The 20295-nt window shown below is 31.2% G+C and carries 16 protein-coding genes; 9 read left to right on the top strand and 7 right to left on the bottom strand.

The window, feature by feature from the left end:
• Window positions 1-945 (top strand): hypothetical protein, encoded by a 945-nt coding sequence (locus Q0958_RS08775; RefSeq protein WP_299122130.1) that lies wholly within the window; start codon window positions 1-3, stop codon window positions 943-945.
• 149 nt (window positions 946-1094) lie between these two features.
• Here the strand turns inward: Q0958_RS08775 and Q0958_RS08770 are convergent, their stop codons facing one another.
• On the bottom strand, window positions 1095-1799 hold the full coding sequence (locus Q0958_RS08770) for a rhomboid family intramembrane serine protease (RefSeq protein ID WP_299122128.1): 705 nt from the start codon (window positions 1797-1799) through the stop codon (window positions 1095-1097).
• 76 nt (window positions 1800-1875) lie between these two features.
• On the opposite strand from Q0958_RS08770, the gene Q0958_RS08765 reads away from it, so the two are divergent.
• Complete coding sequence (locus tag Q0958_RS08765; RefSeq protein WP_299122125.1) at window positions 1876-3147, top strand: replication-associated recombination protein A; 1272 nt, start codon at window positions 1876-1878, stop codon at window positions 3145-3147.
• Window positions 3148-3152: 5 nt separating this feature from the next.
• On the opposite strand, the gene Q0958_RS08760 is transcribed toward Q0958_RS08765, so the two are convergent.
• The 6 genes from Q0958_RS08760 to radC are packed head-to-tail and all read right to left on the bottom strand — an operon-like array spanning window position 3153 to window position 8525.
• Entirely contained in the window at window positions 3153-3902 is a 750-nt protein-coding gene (locus Q0958_RS08760) for a hypothetical protein (RefSeq protein ID WP_299122123.1), read from the bottom strand.
• A gap of 2 nt (window positions 3903-3904) precedes the next feature.
• A complete protein-coding gene (locus Q0958_RS08755) occupies window positions 3905-5272 on the bottom strand; it encodes a DUF5723 family protein (RefSeq protein ID WP_299122121.1) in 1368 nt (455 codons plus the stop codon).
• 6 nt (window positions 5273-5278) lie between these two features.
• A complete protein-coding gene (locus Q0958_RS08750; protein WP_299122118.1) occupies window positions 5279-5824 on the bottom strand; it encodes a hypothetical protein in 546 nt (181 codons plus the stop codon).
• A 28-nt stretch (window positions 5825-5852) separates the two neighbouring features.
• Window positions 5853-6530, bottom strand: coding sequence for a YjjG family noncanonical pyrimidine nucleotidase (locus tag Q0958_RS08745; RefSeq protein WP_299122117.1), 678 nt, complete (start codon window positions 6528-6530; stop codon window positions 5853-5855).
• A gap of 10 nt (window positions 6531-6540) precedes the next feature.
• Complete coding sequence (locus tag Q0958_RS08740; RefSeq protein WP_299122115.1) at window positions 6541-7845, bottom strand: polysaccharide deacetylase family protein; 1305 nt, start codon at window positions 7843-7845, stop codon at window positions 6541-6543.
• 32 nt (window positions 7846-7877) lie between these two features.
• Window positions 7878-8525 carry a DNA repair protein RadC gene (gene radC / locus Q0958_RS08735; RefSeq protein WP_299122113.1) on the bottom strand — a complete coding sequence of 216 codons (648 nt, stop codon included), beginning with the start codon at window positions 8523-8525 and terminating at the stop codon, window positions 7878-7880.
• A 136-nt stretch (window positions 8526-8661) separates the two neighbouring features.
• On the opposite strand from radC, the gene trkA reads away from it, so the two are divergent.
• The 7 genes from trkA to Q0958_RS08700 all read left to right on the top strand — a co-directional run bounded on the left by trkA (window position 8662) and on the right by Q0958_RS08700 (window position 20290).
• Window positions 8662-10008, top strand: coding sequence for a Trk system potassium transporter TrkA (trkA, locus tag Q0958_RS08730; protein WP_235273110.1), 1347 nt, complete (start codon window positions 8662-8664; stop codon window positions 10006-10008).
• Window positions 10008-11507 carry a potassium transporter TrkG gene (locus tag Q0958_RS08725; RefSeq protein ID WP_299122109.1) on the top strand — a complete coding sequence of 500 codons (1500 nt, stop codon included), beginning with the start codon at window positions 10008-10010 and terminating at the stop codon, window positions 11505-11507. Before trkA ends, Q0958_RS08725 begins: the two co-directional genes overlap by 1 nt.
• A 126-nt stretch (window positions 11508-11633) precedes the next feature.
• Entirely contained in the window at window positions 11634-11990 is a 357-nt protein-coding gene (locus tag Q0958_RS08720) for a hypothetical protein (RefSeq protein ID WP_299122107.1), read from the top strand.
• Window positions 11991-12161: 171 nt separating this feature from the next.
• Window positions 12162-12824, top strand: coding sequence for a tail fiber protein (locus Q0958_RS08715; RefSeq protein WP_299122105.1), 663 nt, complete (start codon window positions 12162-12164; stop codon window positions 12822-12824).
• 95 nt (window positions 12825-12919) lie between these two features.
• Window positions 12920-17101, top strand: a complete 4182-nt coding sequence (locus Q0958_RS08710; RefSeq protein WP_299122103.1) for a T9SS type A sorting domain-containing protein — start codon at window positions 12920-12922, stop codon at window positions 17099-17101.
• Window positions 17102-17120: 19 nt separating this feature from the next.
• Window positions 17121-17288 carry a hypothetical protein gene (locus tag Q0958_RS08705; RefSeq protein WP_175578724.1) on the top strand — a complete coding sequence of 56 codons (168 nt, stop codon included), beginning with the start codon at window positions 17121-17123 and terminating at the stop codon, window positions 17286-17288.
• A 146-nt stretch (window positions 17289-17434) separates the two neighbouring features.
• Window positions 17435-20290, top strand: a complete 2856-nt coding sequence (locus Q0958_RS08700; protein WP_299122102.1) for a lamin tail domain-containing protein — start codon at window positions 17435-17437, stop codon at window positions 20288-20290.
• Window positions 20291-20295 lie beyond the last annotated feature (5 nt).

Here is a 20295-nt window from a genome sequence, read left to right as displayed (position 1 = left end):
ATGAAAAATATAAAAAATTATAAAAAATTGGTTCTGCCCCTATTCTTTATTGGAATAGTATTTTCATTTATTTCTTGTTCTGAAGTAAATGATTCAGGCCAATTTCAATTTGATCAAAAACTTGGACAAGGTGCATTACTAAGAATAATAAATTTAAAATCTTCGTCTTTTGAATTTTCTGACCCAACAAACGCAGTATTTTCTTTTAATGGAGAGTTAATTAGCGAAGATCAAGGCAAAAATGTAAAATCTGTTAAAATTTACGCCACATTTAAAGATAATACAATAACTCCAGGTTCTACTGACCTTTCTGTAAATTCAAAAACCTTTATTAAAGAATATAATCAATCTAATTTTACAGATGGAGACAATGGTTTCAAACAACTTGAAGTATCAGTTTTATTAACAGAAGCAGCTTCTGCTATTGGTGTTAAGATTTCAGATATTTTATCTACAGATTTTTTTGAAATTTATGAAGATATTGAGTTAACAGATGGTAGAATAATTACTTCTAATCTAATAGCTAACTCTCTAAAAGGTAATAGTTATAATTCTCCTTTAATAAATAAAGTTGCCGTTGGTTGCGCTATACCAACCAATAAATTTTCAGGAGATTATATGATGAAAGTTACTGGAAGCGGATTTTTTCCTAAATCACAACAAGTAAAAATTACTTCTTTGGGTGGATTTGGGGCTAGACAAGTAGATTTTAATTATTCTGGTTTTGCTAGAAACTTTAAATTTGATTTAATTTGTAATCAAATATCAGTTCAAAAAGTATCAACAGGACTATCGTGCGGTGGTAAAGGTGATATTATTTTTACCACTACAGGAAACAATTCTACGTTTAATTTAAATGATGATAGTCAAATAGTATTTAAGTTATTAGAGACTGGAAGTTGTGGTCTAAATTCAACAAACACAATTACATTAACAAAAATGTAATTAATAATAGTAATAAATTATTTTTAGAGTCCATTTGCTTTTACATTTGGGCTCTTTTTAATTAAGTAGAATATTTTACTATAAAATTAATATATCTTACAGCTTAAAAATTTACTACTAAAAAAAGTCTTTTCAATTAAAAAACTTATTTATTCATCCCCTTTATAAATATATTTATAATTTAATTCTTTAATCTCTAATTCATCTTCTATAATTGGAGGCATATAATTTCCATTTTCATCAAACATATCATCAAATTCAGTTTTGGAAAACTCAAATTTTTTCTTTGTAATTCCCTTAGTTCTATAAAATATCGCTAAAATAAACCCTGTTATAAATCCTGACAGATGCCCTTCCCAAGACATTCCTTCCTTAATGGGTAATACATACCATATCATACTACCATATAAGAAAATTGTTATTAATGAAACTGCCACTAATCGATAATGCTTCTTTATAATTCCACTAAAAAAGATAAAACTAAAAAGTAAATAAACAATTCCACTAGCTCCAATATGATAAGATTCTCTAGCTATAATCCATGTAAAAAAACCAGTTGCTAATCCTCCATATACTAAAACTTTCAATGCTACCTCTTTATAAAAATAAAAAAGACATGTTGAGAGTACAAATAAAGGCACTGAATTATTAAAAAGGTGATTTGTATCACTATGAATAAAAGGTGAGCTTAAAACCCCTTTTAAACCTGTTAATTTTCTTGGTAATACTCCAAACTTGTTAAAATTAAATCCAAACTTAATCTCTATCCAATAAATAAACCATATTATAAAGACAAAAAGAAAAGGAATAATAAAAACCTTATTTGAATATTTTAATTGACTTTCTTCTTTCATTATAATAAAATTAACAAAAATAAATCCAAACAAAAATTTCGGAACATCTGTCATAAAACTTTTCTATTTTTACCAAATGAATCAACCTTTGGCAGAAAGAATACGTCCACAAAAATTATCAGATTATATAAGTCAGCAACATTTAGTTGGTGATAATGGTATTTTAACCAATCATATTAAACAAGGAATTATTCCTTCTTTAATACTTTGGGGACCTCCTGGAATTGGTAAAACAACACTTGCTAATATCATTGCAAAAGAATCCAACCGACCATTTTATACCTTGAGTGCTATTAGTTCTGGAGTAAAAGATGTTAGAGATGTAATTGAAAAAGCAAAGAAAAGTGGAGGGTTGTTTACGCAGAAAAACCCAATTCTGTTTATTGATGAGATTCATCGTTTTAGTAAATCTCAACAAGATTCTTTATTAGGTGCCGTAGAAAAAGGTTGGGTTACTTTAGTTGGAGCAACTACAGAAAACCCAAGTTTTGAAGTTATCCCTGCCCTACTCTCTAGATGTCAAGTATATATTTTAAACTCTTTTGATAAAAATGATTTAATCGCTCTAATACATCGAGCTATAAAAGAAGATGATTTTATATCTCAAAAGAAAATTACTTTAAAAGAAACTGATGCCTTATTGCAAGTATCAGGTGGTGATGCTCGTAAACTGTTAAATATATTTGAATTACTAGTTGCAGCAGATCAAGAAGTAGAAATAACTAATGAATTGGTTTTATCTAAAATTCAAAAAAACACAGTTAGATATGATAAAACAGGCGAACAACATTATGATATAGTTTCGGCTTTTATAAAATCCATCAGAGGAAGCGATCCAAATGCTGCTGTATATTGGTTAGCTAGAATGATTGAAGGTGGTGAAGATGTGAAGTTTATTGCTAGAAGAATGTTAATTTTAGCTTCTGAAGATATTGGTAATGCAAATCCTACAGCTTTTATAATGGCTAATAATACATTTCAAGCTGTTTCTACAATTGGATATCCTGAGTCTAGAATTATACTAAGTCAATGTGCTATATATTTGGCAAATTCCACTAAAAGTAATGCTTCGTATATGGCTATTGGTGAAGCTCAAAATTTGGTAAAAACTACAGGTGATTTATCTATTCCTTTACATTTAAGAAATGCCCCAACTAAATTAATGAAAGATTTAGACTATGGTAAAGACTATCAATACTCTCATAACTATCAAAACAATTTTGTAAATCAAGAATTCTTACCTGATGAAATAAAAAACACTAAACTTTATGAACCAGGTAATAATGCTAGAGAAAATCAATTCAGGGAATTGTTAAGACAACGTTGGGGTGAGAAATATAATTATTAAGTTAATTAAAATTTAATCTGATATTTTTCAATTACATTCTCTTCACCTTTGTAATATTCAGCAATCCAAATATTTCCATTTTTATATAAGATTCCATTCATATTTTGAATTACATAAACATCTTTCACATTAGTTTTTAATATTTTAAAAACTACTTTAGGCTTAGAATCGATTACTTGGTATCCAGTATTAGTAGACTGGGCGTATAGAATTGGGGTTGTTACAACCTTAGTATCACTCTTTATATTTTTCTTAACTTTAATGACTTTAGGTGTTTTAACTACAACTTGACTTTCTTCTACTACTGCCACCTCATTTTCATTTGATACTGGAGTATACTTATACTTTAATTGTTCTATAGATTTAAAAGCATTTCTTATTGCTTCATGATAAGCTTTTTTGTAATCTTTATTAGAACTTTTTCCCTCTTTAGAGGTATATATTAAATTATTATAACAATCTCTTAACTCAATAATACTTTTTGTATTAAACATCCCTGAATCATCTTTAACTGTTCCTATTAAAGCCTTACATCTATTTTTATTCAAACTTTCAGGTAAATTTTCATTGCTTAAGAAAGCTTTAAATCCATATTTATTAAATAAAAACTTAGTTAATGAGCTTGTCTTGTACTGATCCTTCTTTTTTACAAAATCAAACCTAACCGGTACAATAATATACTCATAGTTATTAACGCTTTTTTGACCAAAAACTGTTGCTGATAAAAGCAACAAAACAAAAAATATTTTTTTCATATTTATTTAAAAATTAAATTCATACCTAATTGAAATGAAGCTGTATTAGTGTCTGCTAAATCAGCTAATCCAAATATATTATCTACTAAACCGTAAACGTGAAATTTACCTATTTTACTTGATAATCCCAAACCTATATTTGTATAAGAGAAATCATCTATAGTATAAGTAAATTTAGTATTGACTTTTCCTGATAATTTACGCTCATAAAATCCTGTTAAAGCAAATTTAGGTCCGGTTGGTCTGAAAACAGAAAATAACTGGGCTCCTACAGAATTATTGTAATATTCTTTATAAGACATATCACTACAATTTTCTTCATTTCTACTTCTCCCCCATCCATATTTATAAGAAGCATTAAACTTAATAGGTCTCATTACAGAATAAGCTTCTTTATTTTCCTCCGAAGGAACTTGTTGTTTAAAATCATTATTCAAATTTTCCCAATAATTTGTATTAGAACTATCATATAAAAACTCTATTCCAGAAAAAGTATAATCTCCTTTAGCTGTTACATTTCTTATATCACTAGAATAACTAACAAAACCTATATCTAATAAACTCGCTGTTATTTTTGTTTGTTGATCTAATTGGTAACTAAAACCAATATCAAAACCTAAGCCTAAATTAGAAAAGAAAGCTTTACCAACAACATCACTTGCTGTTATATCATTTTCATAATAAAGCCCAGAACTATAACCATTAAAATTTAGATTATTAATTGTATGAGTATAAATATTATTTTGTCCTAAGCGAGTAGTAAAGCTACCTGTATTATTTGTTGAAGTAACATTTGCTATTCCTGAATATATTTTGAACCTTCCTCCAAGTGTAAATTGAGAATTAATTTTTCTTGAAAGCCCTACATGTAAAACACTTAAAGCTTCAGCTTTTACATTTACTTGTGAAACTAAAAACGTTCTATTTAAGTTTGCTGCATTACCATCATTAATCAAGTCAATAGCATCCTTCGGGTAATTAGCAAAAAAATCTATTTCTGTATAAAAACCAGCACTTAAAAAATCCTTTTCATTTAATCTATAACTTCCACTTAAGACTTCAATTTGATGATTAAAGCTTACATAATCATCCACTGAAACTCTATCTATAGCATTTCTAACCTTGATATTGAAATCTACATTATCATTTCTAAATAAATCAGCTACTGTAATTTCACTCAAACCAGCATTAAAATGAATTCCAGACAACAGTGGAATTCCAATATGTGCTTTGTAACCAGGTCGAACACTAGGATTTAATAACATTGTTTGAGGTATCTCATCAAAATCATATAGTAGAGGTTTGTTTTGACCATTTACAGATAAAACACCACATACTAACAGTACAATTAGTTTAAAAAAATTTCGCATTAATAATTATATTTTAAAGGTAAATGTACCTGCAGATTTAAAAATAAACTCATTTAAATCATTAGGGTCTATAGGTGCTCCTGTTGTTGTAATCAACTCTAAAGAAGTTCTTATTTTTCTTGTATTTAAAAACAAAGGAGAACTACTAATTGTAATCGTTTCTTTGTGTTGAAACTTTGGAGTATTTGCTTGTATTAATAGAGGAGTTACAGCATAAGTAACTACATTTGAATCGTCTAGAAATTCAATATTTATATTAATATTTCTATTAAAAGGATTGGTTATTTCAAAATCAAAAACAATTTCTAATAAATTATCCTGTACTACTTCTTCTTCTATAACTGTTAAATTTGATCGATCAGTAATAGGCCCAGTTATCTCTGTATTAGTATTATCTAAAAAACTTAATGCTGGAATTTTAAAAAAAACTAACGAAGCAATAAACTTAGGTTTAGAATTAAAATCATTTACTTGATCTAAATCTACATTCTTAACACACGACAAGAATGTGAAGCCTAACAATAGGAATAAACAATATCTTTTTAGTTTCATAATTTGGTTTTCTTATAACGCAACAAACCTATAAATATTGCTTTAATTGAGCAAGCGAATTAATACTAGTTACTGTATTATTTACATTAGGTTCAATAACAAAATGAATAGCATTCATTCCAATATTTATTGCTCCTTCTATATCTGCTTCATAACTATCTCCAATCATCATTGAATTATTTGCTTTAGCATTGGCTTGTTTTAAAGCATATTCAAAAATTTTAGGGTTTGGCTTTTTTACGCCTATACACTCAGAAGTTATTACTCTTTTGAAGTATTTATCAATTCCTGATTTTTTTAGTTTTACATTTTGCACTTCTTCAAAACCATTTGTAATAATATGCAGTTCATATTTTTGTACTAAATAATCTAAAATCTCAAAAGCTCCTTCAAACAAGTAATTATGATTAGGTAAATATTTAATATAATCTTCAGAAATCTTATCAATTAAAATATCTGAAGCATCATATTTAAGTGTATCAAAAGCTTCTTTTAACCTTTTATATCGTAAATCCTTTTTTAAAATTTTATTTTCTCTGAATAACCTCCAATATTTTAAATTGATAGGCATATAAACTTCTAAGAAGTCATCTATTTGAATTTCAATATCCAATTCCTTAAATATTTGTTCAAATGTTAATTTTGAATTTCTGTCAAAATCCCATAAAGTATGATCTAAATCAAAAAAAATGTGCTTTATATCCATCAACCTATTTTTAACTTCTCACTATTTTCAGCATAGAACTATATACCCTTCTCCAACCTTTCCATCGCTGATAATTACTTAAACTTTCATTATGAAAAACGGTTATAAAGGTTCCATTAACAGCTTTAACTTCATTTTTTAAATCCCTTATCTTTCCTAAAGACTGTTTAGCTGTTAATTTCATATAATCATTCAATGTAGAATCTATCAAAGCAAATGGAAAAATTTTTAGAGGTGTTTGAATTTCAAACTCTAAATCATAAAAATAAAATGGAGTACAAGTACTTGCTCTAAAACCAGTATAATTTGGATACCCCATTGAATAATCTTCTTCAATCTCTAAGTCAATTAATTTCTGATAAGTTTCTGGTAACGATACTCGTAAATAGTGCTGACGAGATCTTTTAACAGGTACATTCGTTATACTTTCTAACCTTTCAACTTCTTTTTTTAATAAATTTCCATTGTTCATAGTATAGTATGATGGATGTAAACCAACCCTCGCATAGTCAACCATATCCTTGATTAACAACCTGAACTTACTTTTTGAAGTAGATACATTCGTATCAAAAGTTGTATAATCACCAATTAGAAAGAAAAAAATAGTTCTTACTTTATATATTTTTTTCAATTCTAAAATCGTGCTAAATGTATTAAATGGGTCTCTTTTAATACCGAACAATACAGCGAATCTATCCCAAATGGTAAAAATTTTAAATTGCGAAATATCCTTAAAAAAACCTCCTATTGTTCTTACAAAACTTTTATGCTTATATGCAAATGCATTATCTACGTCTACAGTTGAAATGTATTCATATTTTCTTGTTGTATGTTCATAATCTGGAAACTTAATCTTTAATTTCTCTAAAAATTTATAAGCCCAAATATCTACTAATGGCTTTTCTAAAAAGTTGTTCTTAAAAGCTATACTTTCTTCTGCAGAAAACCTTCCATATTTATCTTTTATATGTGGTAAATACTCTTCATATCTTGATATTAAATAAAAACTGGCTGCAAAAATATCAAATGGTATTTCGGATTGTTCTCCTGTTAAAAAAAAGCAAGAAACATCATCCCACTTCTGAACATTAATATCAATATCCCTTACTCCCTGTTGAAACAATAATTCATTACTTTTTACAAAAAACTCTTTTCCTAAGGCTACATTGGTATATGAGAATTTTGCTCCATTATAAGCCACAAAATCTTCAACCTTTCCTGTAAAATCAATTGGAATTTGTAAAATACGTGTAAAAATATGTTTAAAAATATAACGTACTCTTGGTGTTACCTTATGAGTATAAATCAGTATCATAGTGAGTAAAAGTTAACTGTAAAGCCTAAGATTTATAAAATCATTTCATCGGCAAAGCTAAAGTACGTTTTTTCAGTAACTATTATATGATCCAATAGTTTTATGTTTAATGTATTTCCAGCACTTTTAATTTTTTTAGTCAACTCAATATCTGAATTGCTTGGCTCTAATTTCCCTGATGGATGATTATGACAAACGATTATTCCAACAGCCGACAATTCTAAAGCTCTTTTGTATAACAATCTAATATCTACTAAAGTAGCAGTAAAACCTCCTTTACTAATTTGAAATTTTTCTAACACTACATTTGAATTATTTAAATATAAAGCCCAAAACTCCTCATGCTCAATATCGCCAATTAAAGGTTGAAAGATATTAAAGGCATTTTTAGAACTATAAATTTTTAATTCTTCTTCTTTTTGCATGAATAATTTTCGCTTTCCAAACTCTAAAGCTGAAACAATTGCAATTGCTTTCGCTTCTCCTATTCCTTTAAATTTCATTAAAGCTTGTACTGATAATTTTGACAAACTATTTAAATCATTATCAACAGATAACAAAATTCTTTTAGCCAAACCTACAGCTGATTCTTGTTTATTTCCTGCTCCAATTAAAATTGCGATTAACTCTGCATTTGAAAGTGTACTTTTTCCTTTTAGTATCAGTTTTTTGCGTGGCATATCGTCTATAGCTCACGACTTTATTGGTATCTTTTTCATATAAATTTATTTACATAGCAAGGATAAATATAATTCATTTTTTGCACAACCCAAAGAAGCACAGTATCTTTGCGTTCTATCTTTTTCAATAAAAAATATGAAGATTATTATAGCCGGGGCTGGAGACGTTGGTTTTCATTTGGCTAAACTCCTTTCTTACGAGTCGCAAGACACCTTTGTGATAGATTTTGATGGTGATAAATTAAATTACATCAATAATCATTTAGATGTTTTTACTAAAAAAGGAGATGCTACCTCAATAAAACTTTTGAAAGAAATTGGTATTGAATCTGCCGATTTATTATTAGCTGTTACTGAAAGTCAAAATACAAATTTTACCATTTCAGTAGTAGGAAAAGCTTTAGGTGTAAAAAAAACAATTGCTAGAATAAACAACCCTGAATTTTTAAAAAACGATTGTATCAATTTTAAAGATTATGGTGTTGACTTTATGATTTCTCCAGAAGAATTAGCTGCTGAAGAAATCAAGTTTCTTTTAAATCAATCATCATTTAACGATACTGTTGCATTTGAAAATGGTTTATTTAATATCATGGGAACTACCCTTGGTTATAAATCTCCTATTTTAGATTTAACGGTAAAAGAGGCTAAGGATAAGTTTAGCTTAGTAGATTTTATTACCATTGCTATTAAACGAGAAGGTATTGCTCAAACAATTATTCCTCGTGGTGATACTGTTTATAAAATGAACGATCAGGTTTATTTTTCAGTTCCTAATTATAGTATTGATAAATTACATCCTATAATTGGTAAAGAGCAAATAGATATAAAAAATGTAATGATTCTAGGAGGAAGTAGTATAGGGCGAAAAACCTCTAGAAATCTTTGTAAAGATAACTTTAAAGTTAAATTAGTAGAGAAAAAGAAAGAAAAAGCCTTAAACCTTGCTGAAGACCTAAGAGATACCTTAGTAATTCATGGAGATGGTAGAGATTTAGGACTCTTAGAAGAAGAAAACATTAGAGAAATGGATGCTTTTGTAGCGGTTACAGGAGACTCTGAGACTAATATTATGTCTTGTTTAGTAGCTAAATCTAAAGGTGTTAAAAAAACAATAGCCTTGGTTGAGAATATGGATTATATAAACATTTCTCAAACCATTGGTATAGACACACTTATTAATAAAAAACTAATCGCTGCAAGTAATATTTTCCGTCATATCCGTAAAGGGGAAATATTAGCCTTAGCTAACTTACATAACATTGATGCTGAAGTTTTTGAATTTGAAGTTCAAGAAAACGCTAAGGTGACTAAAAAGCCTATTAAAGAATTACGTTTTCCAAGAGAAGCTGTTTTTGGTGGTGTTGTTAGAGAAGGGAAAGCTCATATGTCTTTTGGAGACTTCCAATTACAAAGCGGCGATAGAGCAATTGTGTTTTGTTTACCTGAAGCTATATCAACAGTAGAAGATTTATTCAACTAATGGAGAGTCTTAATTTTAAATTAATTTATCGTTTTTTAGGAATAACAGCAATTCTTAATGGATTGTTTATGTGGCTTTCATTACCTTTTAGCTTCTATTATGATGAGCCTTCTAAATGGGGAATTTTAAATGCTGGTATTATCACCGTTGCTTTAGGTTTAGTACTTTATTTTTTTAACAAACCTGATAATAAAAAAATTCAGAAAAAAGAAGGATATCTTATTGTAACTTTAGGATGGCTTACATTATCGTTTACAGGGATGCTTCCCTATGTATTATCAGGTAGTATACCTAGTATTACAAATGCTTTTTTTGAAACTATTTCTGGCTACTCAACTACGGGTTCTTCTATCTTAACTGATATTGAATCAATGCCTAAAGGAATACTATTTTGGCGTAGCGCTACTCATTGGATTGGTGGTATGGGAATAATCGTATTAACCATTGCTATATTACCTTTATTAGGAATTGGAGGTATGCAATTATTTATGGCTGAAGCTCCAGGCCCTTCTACAGACAAATTACATCCTCGAATTACCGACACAGCCAAACGTTTATGGCTAATATATGTTTTATTAACTGTTATAGAATTTTTACTTTTAAAAGTAGCTGGCATGACTTGGTTTGATGCAATAAATCATGCTATGGCTACGGTTAGTACAGGAGGGTTTTCGACAAAGAATGCTAGTGTAGCTCACTGGAATGGGACACCTTTAATACAATACATTATCATCTTTTTTATGTTCATAGCAGGTACAAATTTTGTACTAACCTATTTTGCTTTGAAAGGAAAAGTAAGTAAAGTAATTCAAAGTGAAGAATTCAAATATTACCTTTTTGGAACAATCATAATATCTTCTATTGTTGCTGTTATGATTATTTTTTATCAAGACCCAGCATTACAAACTACTGTCAATCATCCTATGGTTTTGGGTAAAGTAGAAAGTGCTATTAGACATTCCTTATTTTCGGTAATATCAGTAGTAACCACTACTGGTTTTGTAACGGCCGATTTTACCATGTGGAGCTTTTTTGTTACAGCTATTTTCTTTTCTTTATTTTTCTTAGGAGGATCAGCAGGATCTACTTCTGGAGGGGTAAAAATTGTTCGACACATTGTAATGCTAAAAAACAGCTTTTTAGAATTCAAAAAATCAATTCACCCTAATGCTATCATACCTGTGCGTTATGACGGAAAAGCTGTAAATCAAACTATTGTATTCAACATACTTTCTTTCTTTGTTTTATACATGCTTATTTTTATTATTGGAACAGTAGTTTTAGCTTTCTTTGGTTTAGATCTATACTCTGCTTTAGGAGCTTGTGCTTCTTCTTTAGGTAATATAGGACCAGCTATTGGAAGTGTTAGCCCTGTTGATAATTTTAATCATTTATCTACAGGAGCAAAATGGTTTTGCTCCTTTTTAATGCTTATTGGACGTTTAGAATTATTTACGGTTCTAATTTTACTTACACCTTTCTTTTGGCGTAAAAACTAAGTACTTACATACTATTTTTTTTTTTAGAAAGGATGTTTTCATCATACCTTTTAGGGGAAAAACACCCCAAAAAATAAATCTTCTGATATTAAATTTGGTATTCAAATTAACCAAACTTAACTATACATGTACGCACTTACTATTCAAAACAATTATATATGGGATATTAAAGTTTCTAATGGAAATAACGTATCAAAAGAAGGAGGCACTAAAACTTTTAACAAACTAGGTTCATTATATTTAACATTACCTGGAATGGGTGAAATCAGTTTTATCTATTTAGCCGATAAAAAATTAGATGGATATCCTTTTCCTTCTCAAAAATGGGGTGTGTTAATTAAAATTGGCACCATTGAATCTTACTATCGTTACAATGATAGCGGACAACTAACTGCCACAATAGATTCTTTTGGCTGCCTAACCTTAAGCACTACAAATGGCGATATGATTGAAATTTCATTACCAGAACTCACTATTAAATAAATATTAATGTTTCTTTCTTTAAGAAATTTAAAAACACTTATTACAAAAAAATACCCACTCATTCCTTAAAACACTTCACTTAATACTTTTCTAAAAAAAACTATGATAGTGATTAATAGCTTTGTTATAAGGAATTAAATAAAATCATTAACCAAACTAAAACTATTTATTATGAAATTAAAATTGAAATTCATCGGATTACTATTTATCTGCTTATTATCAGCTACTGAGAGTAAAGCACAAGAACCTATTTTAGGTGAAGTTAGAATCTTTGCAGGAAATTTTGCTCCTAGGGGGTGGGCTTTTTGTGACGGACAATTATTACCTATTTCTCAAAACTCTGCTCTATTTTCTTTACTAGGAACTATGTATGGAGGCGACGGAAGAACTACTTTCGGCTTACCTGATTTACGTGGTAGAGTAGCTATGAGTGCTGGTAGACACCCTGGTTCTAGCTATAACTATATACAAGGGCAAAGGGGAGGTCTTGAAGAAAGGTCACTAAATATTTTACAGTTACCTCAACACAGTCATTCTGTTACTAATGGTACAGGATTGGGCTCTCATGTTTTACTAAGCACTGATAATGCCGTTAGAGAAACTCCAATGGCAGGAGATGTACCAGCTGTAGGCACATTTACACAGGGAATCAGTAATCAATCAGTTAAAACTTACGGACCTCCTACAAACCTAGTAAATGGTCAACCTGTAGGTGGTAGTTCTTCTCTAATTATTAACAACGCTGGAAGTAGTCAACCTGTAGACAGCAGGCAACCTTATCTTGTTCTTCGTTATATTATTGCTTTACAAGGAATTTTCCCTTCTAGAAGCTAAATATTACAAAAATTACAAACCTCTTACACTTAAAATGTTTTTTAAGTGTAAGAATTTTTTTGGTCAAATAACAGCTAATTAAACACACAAAAAACATGAAAAAAATTACTCTTTTGTTAAGCTTTTTCTTCTTAACATTTATTTCAAACATCCATTTACATTCGCAAACGCTAGCTGGCTCTACAGTTACACTTGTTGAAACTAGTCAAATGGCTACTGTAACGGACGGAGATGCCTCTGTCCCTGGTGAGTATACTATCGGTAATACAAACTTTGATATTGATGGCACTCAAATCATCTATAGTTTACGAAACGGAGGTAGTATAGGTGTTCCTATAAATTTTACATTTACTGGAGGAACAGTAACGGGAATTACAAGCATAACCCTGAACAGTGGAGCCTCTACGGCCAATACAGCTGGAGTTACTGCATCAGTAGCTGGCTCAGGCATAGGAGTAACTATAGATATAACATCAGTTTCCAACGCTTCTCCGACTAATCAACAAATTGTATTTGATTTAGTTGTAACTGGAGCTGCCCCAAACACAGATCCTACAATCTCCATTGACAATACTGTACTAGCTTACACAGAAGGAAATACAGCTACTCAAATAGACGCTACAGCAACTGTTAATGATTCAGATGGAGACTCAGATTGGGATGGTGGAACATTAGTTGCTCAAATTACAGCTAATGCAGAAGCAGCTGATGAAATCAGTATTTCTGATACCGATGGAGATGGTACAGCAATTACTACAAGTGGAACAAATATTTTAGCTAATGGAATAGATATTGGTGATTTAAGCACTATTAATGGTACTGTTACAAATGGCACCGCACTTACCATTACTTTTGATAGTGATGCCACCAATGCCATTTTACAGGAAGTATTACAATCTTTACGATATAGAAATACCTCAACAACCCCAGGAACATCTAATAGAACTATTACAATAACTGCTACTGATAAAAATACTGCTAGTGCTAATGACACAAGAACCGTTAGTGTTTCTTCAGTACCTACTGCTACTCCAGTAGTAACAACTCCCTCTGGAGCTATTACTATAAATGCAGCAACACAAACAATTTCTGGAACTCATACCAAAAACGGTGTAACTGTACATGCATATGCTGATTCTAATAATGATGGAACTGCAGACAATGCTGTTTCTTTAGGTTCTGCTACTGTTAGTGGAAATGCTTGGAGTTTTTCTGTAAACTTAACACAAGATACAGCTAATAATTTTGTAGTACAAGCAAATGATAGTGGTGATACTTCTAGTGATGTCGACGTACCTACAATTACAGAAGACTCAACAAGTCCTGCCAATCCAATAGTAACTACTCCTTCTGGAGCTATTACTGTAAACGCAGCAACACAAACAATTTCTGGAACACTTACTGAAAACGGTGTCACCGTACATGCATATGCCGATGCTAATAACGATGGAACTGCTGATAATACTGCTTCTTTAGGTTCTGCAACAGTTAGTGGAAATACTTGGAGCTTATCTGTAAACTTAACTGCTGACACTGCTAACAATTTTGTGGTACAAGCGGAAGATAGTGCTGGAAATACTTCTAGCGATGTAGATGTACCTACAATTACAGAAGACTCAACAAGCCCTGCCAATCCAATAGTAACTACTCCTTCTGGAGCTATTACTGTAAACGCAGCAACACAAACAATTTCTGGGACACTTACTGAAAACGGTGTCACCGTACATGCATATGCCGATACTAATAACGATGGAACTGCTGACAATACTACTTCTTTAGGCTCTGCTACTGTTAGTGGAAATGCTTGGAGCTTCTCTGTAAACTTAACTGCTGACACTGCTAACAATTTTGTGGTACAAGCGGAAGATAGTGCTGGAAATACTTCTAGTGATGTAGATGCACCTACAATTACAGAAGATTCAACTAGTCCTGCAAATCCAATAGTAATTACTCCTTCTGGAGCTATTACTGTAAACGCAGCAACACAAACAATTTCTGGGACACTTACCGAAAATGGTGTCATCGTACATGCATATGCCGATGCTAACAATGATGGAACTGCTGATAATACTACTTCTTTAGGCTCTGCTACTGTTAGTGGAAACGCTTGGAGCTTCTCTGTAAACTTAACTGCTGACACTCCTAACAATTTTGTGGTACAAGCGGAAGATAGTGCTGGAAATACTTCTAGCGATGTAGATGTACCTACAATTACAGAAGATTCGACAAGTCCTGCAAATCCAATAGTAACTACTCCTTCTGGAGCTATTACTGTAAACGCAGCAACACAAACAATTTCTGGTTCACATACCGAAAATGGTGTCACCGTACATGCATATGCCGATGCTAATAACGATGGAACTGCTGATAATACTACTTCTTTAGGTTCTGCTACAGTTAGTGGTAATGCTTGGAGCTTTAATGTAAACTTAACCACTGATACTGCTAACAATTTTGTGGTACGAGCGGAAGATAGCACTGGAAATACATCTAGCGATGTTGATATACCTACAATTACAGAAGATTCAACTAGTCCTGCAAATCCAATAGTAACAACTCCTTCCGGAGCTGTAACAATAAACGCTGATACACAAACAATTTCTGGTTCACATGCCGAAAATGGAGTTATCGTACATGCTTATGTGGACGCTAACAACGATGGAACTGCTGATAACTCAGTTTCATTAGGTTCAGCTACAGTTAGTGGAAATGCTTGGAGCTTTAATGTTAATTTAACTCAAAATAGCATCAACAATTTTGTAGTACAAGCAGAAGATGATGCTGGAAATACTTCTAGCTATATAGATGTGCCTACAATTACAGAAACTTCAGCCATTACATGGACTGGAGCAACAAACAACTCTTGGAATACAGCTTCTAACTGGAATACAAATTCAGTTCCTGTCGCTACTTCAAATGTAACTATTCCAAATGGAATTACAAATTACCCAACAATCTCATCATCTGTAACAGTTAACTCTATAAATATTGCTTCAGGAGCTTCATTAATAGCCAATGCTTCTGTTACTGGTACAACAACGTATTCAAGAAACTTACCAACTACCAACTGGTATTTGGTATCTGCTCCTGTTTCAGGAGAAACACAACAAGATGCAATTGCTAATCATACTTTTGCAACTGGTTCTGGAAGTAACATTGGTATTGGTGCATTTACAAATAACGGTCCTACTCCATGGGTTTATGCTACCAATGCAACTACTGGTCCTTTAGTATCAGGAGCTGGTGTATCTATGAAATTAGCTGCTTCTGGAGATGTTTCAATTACTGGAAGTTTAAATACTTCTAATATAAGCTTCCCTATTGCTACAGGTAGCAGAAACAACTTTAATTTAATTGGTAATCCATATACGTCTTTTGTTAACTCAAGTACTTTTGCTGTTGCAAACACAGGATTATTAAGTGAAGAAACAGTTTGGCTATGGGATGGTTCGCAATATGTAACTTATAATGCTGTGAGTCCAATTCAAATAGCTCCAGCCCAAGGATTCTTTGTAGAAGCAAGTGGTTCTGGTAATGTTACTTTCGCTACAGCAAATCAAAGTCACCAAGGTTCTGATACCTTTATGAAACAAGCACCAAAGACTTCTTTTGAATTATTTGTTTCTGAAGGAAAAAACAAAAAATCTACTAAAGTGTTCTTTATAGATGGAAAAACAAAAGGGTTTGACAATGGATATGACTCTAAAATGTATGGAGGAGTAAATCATAAATTTGCTGTATTTACAGAATTATTAAATGATAATGAAGGAAAAAAGTTAGCAATTCAAACTTTACCTAATTCGGATATAGAGAAGATTGTTATTCCTGTAGGGCTTATCAGTGATGGAGATAAAGAAATTACATTCTCTATAAATTCACAAAACCTACCTTCTGATACTCAAATCTTTTTAGAGGATCGAATCAATAATAAATTTATTAATCTTTCTGAAGGAGAACATACGGTAAGCTTAACAAATGCCACTAAAGGAATTGGACAATTTTACATACATACTACGGCTCAAAAGTTAAACACACCTAGCACTTCTCTTGAAAATGTAAGCATGTACAAATCTGATGTACAAGAAATTACTGTAGCTGGTTTACGAGCTAAAGCCAATATCAAAGTATACTCTATACTTGGTAAAGAAATAGTTAATACAAATATTAACTCTAATGGAGTAAGTAGAATTACATTACCAGTTTTAGCTTCAGGAGTTTATATCGTTAAACTAAACTCTGATTTAGGTAATATGTCTAAGAAAATTATTTTAGAATAACCCCCTTCACATTTTAATTATGAAAGAACAAAACAAGAATACAGATAATATATCAAGAAAAGAAGCATTAAAAAAAATAGGTAAGTATGGAAAATATACTGCTTTAACTGCTTTGGGAACTTATATGATATTAAACCCTCAAAAAGCGCAAGCTCAAAGTCCAGAAGATCCTGGTGATGGGTTTTAATTAAATATTATAATTTTAAAAAAGGCTTCAATGTATTATTGAAGCCTTTTTATTTCTTTAACAAATTGTTAACATTTTAAAACAAGCTCTCATTTAAAGCATATTTTTTATAACTTACTAATTCAGAACACCATAAAAACTATATAATGAGAAAAAATTACTTTTTGATAATATTTCTATTATCAATTTTTATCCCCACAATTTCTTCAGCTCAAATTTATAGCGCTGATTTTTCTAATGATAATGATGGTTTTGCCGACCATACTAGTGCCAGCCCTCCTGCTGCAGGAGCTACTACTGTAGGCCCATTTGGTACCGCACCTAATCAATGGTCTTTATCTTATACCACAACTCCTAATACAGATGGCACCGCAAACTCTTTTAAAGTTAGTGGAGGTGCCTTAGTAAGTAATGACTGGGGAGGACAAGGTATATTTACTAGTCAATCAATAGACATATCTGCTATTTCAACTATAAACATTTCTGCTATTGGCTCTAACACTGGTGCTAATGATGATAATTTTACATATTTTTATATTTTAGACGGAGGAACTAGAGTTGAAACTGCAATTGGTGCAACTTCAAATGGAGATCCGGTAAACTATAGTATTAGTAGTTTAGACGTATCTGGAAACAATTCTATTCAAGTTGGATTTGAATTTAGTGAAAATGGTAGCGGAGATGGCTATTCAATATCTTCCTTCACAGTTACAAATGCAGCTAACCAAACTGTTAACTTTGATAATTCTACTAGTTCGGTTAATGAAACAAATGCTACAGTTAACACATTAATCCCAGTTACTCTTGCAAGCTTTAACGCTAACGTAACCCTAAGTGTAACAATTGATGGTAGTAGTACAGCAGCTGCAGCAGATTATACTTTAAATACTAGCTCTTTAAATTTTACTGGTAATGGAAGTCAAAACATTTCTTTAGACATTAATAACGATGCTGATTACTTAAGTGAGACTGTTATTTTAAATATTGCTGTTACTTCTGGTACAGCCGACATAACTACTTCTCAACATACTGTAACTATTACCGATGATGATGTACCAATTGTGATTAATGAAATTCATGCTGATCCAGATTCTACAAACGGTGACGCTAATGGAGACGGAACAGTAAATACATCTCAAGACGAGTTTGTTGAAATATACAATATAAGTGGATCTAGCTTAGATATTTCTGGATGGATTTTAGCCGATGGAGCTAGCGACAGACATACCTTCCCTAACGGAACTATTATCCCTGCAAACGAAGCTATTGTTGTTTTTGGTGGAGGTACTTTAGTAACTGTTCCTGGTTTAGTTCAATTAGCAAGTACAAATGCTTTAGGTTTAAATAACAGTGGAGATACAGTTACAATCAAAAATGAATCAGGCACTATAATTTTAACCGAAGTATATGGCGCAGCAGGAAGTAACCAATCTATTGCTAGAAATGTTGACTTTACTGGTTCTTTTGTAAATCATTCTACTATTGTTAGCAATCCTGTTTTATTTTCTCCAGGTAGAGACAATACAGATAACACTTCATTTGCTTCAACTATTAAATGGACTGGTATTACCGATAATAACTGGAATATAACAACAAACTGGTTAGGAGGAGCTGTTCCTTCTAATAGTGCAGATGTAGTTATTCCTGCTGGATTAACCAACTACCCTACGATTTCTTCAGCAACTACTGTTAACTCTATTATAATAGAATCTGGAGCTTCTTTAATAGCTAATGCAGCATTTACAGGAAGTGCTACTTACAAAAGAAATTTACCAACCACAAACTGGTATTTAGTTGCATCCCCAGTTTCAGGAGAAAGTGTTCTCGATTTAAGAACAAATAACACTTTTGCTAATGGTTCTGGTGGAGGAAGAATAGGAATTGCTCCTTATAAAAATGATGGAACTGCATGGAATTATTACACAAATACCTCAACTGGAACTATTTCCTCTGGTCAAGGTTTATCCGCTAAACTAGCTTCTGTAGGCGATTTAAAATTCACAGGAACTATTAACTCTAATAATATTAATTACGGAGTTACTCAAGCAACCAACAATTTTAACTTAGTTGGAAATCCATTTACATCTTACATTAATTTAGGTACCTTTCTTACTGATAATGTTGGTAATTTATCTGAACAAACAGTTTGGATGTGGAATGAAGCTACTAGTAGCTATGACGTAAGAATGTTTGGTACACACGGAAGTTTCCAAATAGCGCCTGGTCAAGCTTTCTTTGTTAGTGCAGGTTCTAATACCGATGTAACTTTTAATACTGCAAATCAAAGTCATCAAACAACTGATACTTTTCAAAAAAGTTCAAGAACTGAAATATCTGTAATTGTGAATGAAGGCAAATCTTCAAAATCAACTAACATCTATTATATTAATGGAGCTTCTAAAGGATTTGATAATGGTTATGATGGTTCTATATTTGGCGGAACTTCTTCTAAATTCACATTGTACTCTCAATTAGTTAGTAACAATAATGGAAGAAACCTAGCCATACAGTCGTTACCTTTAAGTGATATAGAAAAAACAGTTGTTCCTTTAGGACTTAAAGCTGATTCAGGAAAAGAAATAGAGTTTTTAATTAATGCTAAAAACTTACCTAATGGTCTAAAAGTATTTTTGGAAGATCGAATTGATAATAAATTTATCAATCTATCAGAAAATAATTACAAAGTTACTTTAGACAAAAACCTGGATGGTATTGGTAGATTCTATATACACACTACTACTTTAAAAACTGTAGCTGAAAATAGTTCTATTGAAGACGTTAGCATGTACAAATCAAATACTAACACTATAACCATTGCTGGTTTACAAGCCAAAAATGCTTCTTTAAATGTTTATTCTATTCTAGGAAAGAAAGTTTTTCAAAAAACATTTTTATCTAACGGAATATCTTCAATCACAATTCCTTCTTTAGCTAAAGGTATTTACATTTTTGAAATTAACTCAGAAATAGGAAAAACTAACAAGAAAATCATTTTAGAATAAACCCC

The organism is uncultured Tenacibaculum sp., assembly GCF_947499065.1.
Lineage (GTDB): Bacteria > Bacteroidota > Bacteroidia > Flavobacteriales > Flavobacteriaceae > Polaribacter.
This window is presented reverse-complemented; position numbering and strand designations above follow the sequence as displayed.

What these genes read in the sequence shown, in the direction of transcription:
- Q0958_RS08710 (WP_299122103.1), top strand. Translation starts at nt 12,920, where the DNA reads ATGAAAAAAATTACTCTTTTGTTAAGCTTTTTCTTCTTAACATTTATT.
- Q0958_RS08700 (WP_299122102.1), top strand. Translation starts at nt 17,435, where the DNA reads ATGAGAAAAAATTACTTTTTGATAATATTTCTATTATCAATTTTTATC.
- Q0958_RS08720 (WP_299122107.1), top strand. Translation starts at nt 11,634, where the DNA reads ATGTACGCACTTACTATTCAAAACAATTATATATGGGATATTAAAGTT.
- Q0958_RS08755 (WP_299122121.1), bottom strand. Translation starts at nt 5,272, where the DNA reads ATGCGAAATTTTTTTAAACTAATTGTACTGTTAGTATGTGGTGTTTTA.
- Q0958_RS08770 (WP_299122128.1), bottom strand. Translation starts at nt 1,799, where the DNA reads ATGAAAGAAGAAAGTCAATTAAAATATTCAAATAAGGTTTTTATTATT.
- Q0958_RS08740 (WP_299122115.1), bottom strand. Translation starts at nt 7,845, where the DNA reads ATGATACTGATTTATACTCATAAGGTAACACCAAGAGTACGTTATATT.
- Q0958_RS08715 (WP_299122105.1), top strand. Translation starts at nt 12,162, where the DNA reads ATGAAATTAAAATTGAAATTCATCGGATTACTATTTATCTGCTTATTA.
- radC (WP_299122113.1), bottom strand. Translation starts at nt 8,525, where the DNA reads ATGCCACGCAAAAAACTGATACTAAAAGGAAAAAGTACACTTTCAAAT.
- Q0958_RS08705 (WP_175578724.1), top strand. Translation starts at nt 17,121, where the DNA reads ATGAAAGAACAAAACAAGAATACAGATAATATATCAAGAAAAGAAGCA.
- Q0958_RS08725 (WP_299122109.1), top strand. Translation starts at nt 10,008, where the DNA reads ATGGAGAGTCTTAATTTTAAATTAATTTATCGTTTTTTAGGAATAACA.
- Q0958_RS08775 (WP_299122130.1), top strand. Translation starts at nt 1, where the DNA reads ATGAAAAATATAAAAAATTATAAAAAATTGGTTCTGCCCCTATTCTTT.
- trkA (WP_235273110.1), top strand. Translation starts at nt 8,662, where the DNA reads ATGAAGATTATTATAGCCGGGGCTGGAGACGTTGGTTTTCATTTGGCT.
- Q0958_RS08745 (WP_299122117.1), bottom strand. Translation starts at nt 6,530, where the DNA reads ATGGATATAAAGCACATTTTTTTTGATTTAGATCATACTTTATGGGAT.
- Q0958_RS08760 (WP_299122123.1), bottom strand. Translation starts at nt 3,902, where the DNA reads ATGAAAAAAATATTTTTTGTTTTGTTGCTTTTATCAGCAACAGTTTTT.
- Q0958_RS08765 (WP_299122125.1), top strand. Translation starts at nt 1,876, where the DNA reads ATGAATCAACCTTTGGCAGAAAGAATACGTCCACAAAAATTATCAGAT.
- Q0958_RS08750 (WP_299122118.1), bottom strand. Translation starts at nt 5,824, where the DNA reads ATGAAACTAAAAAGATATTGTTTATTCCTATTGTTAGGCTTCACATTC.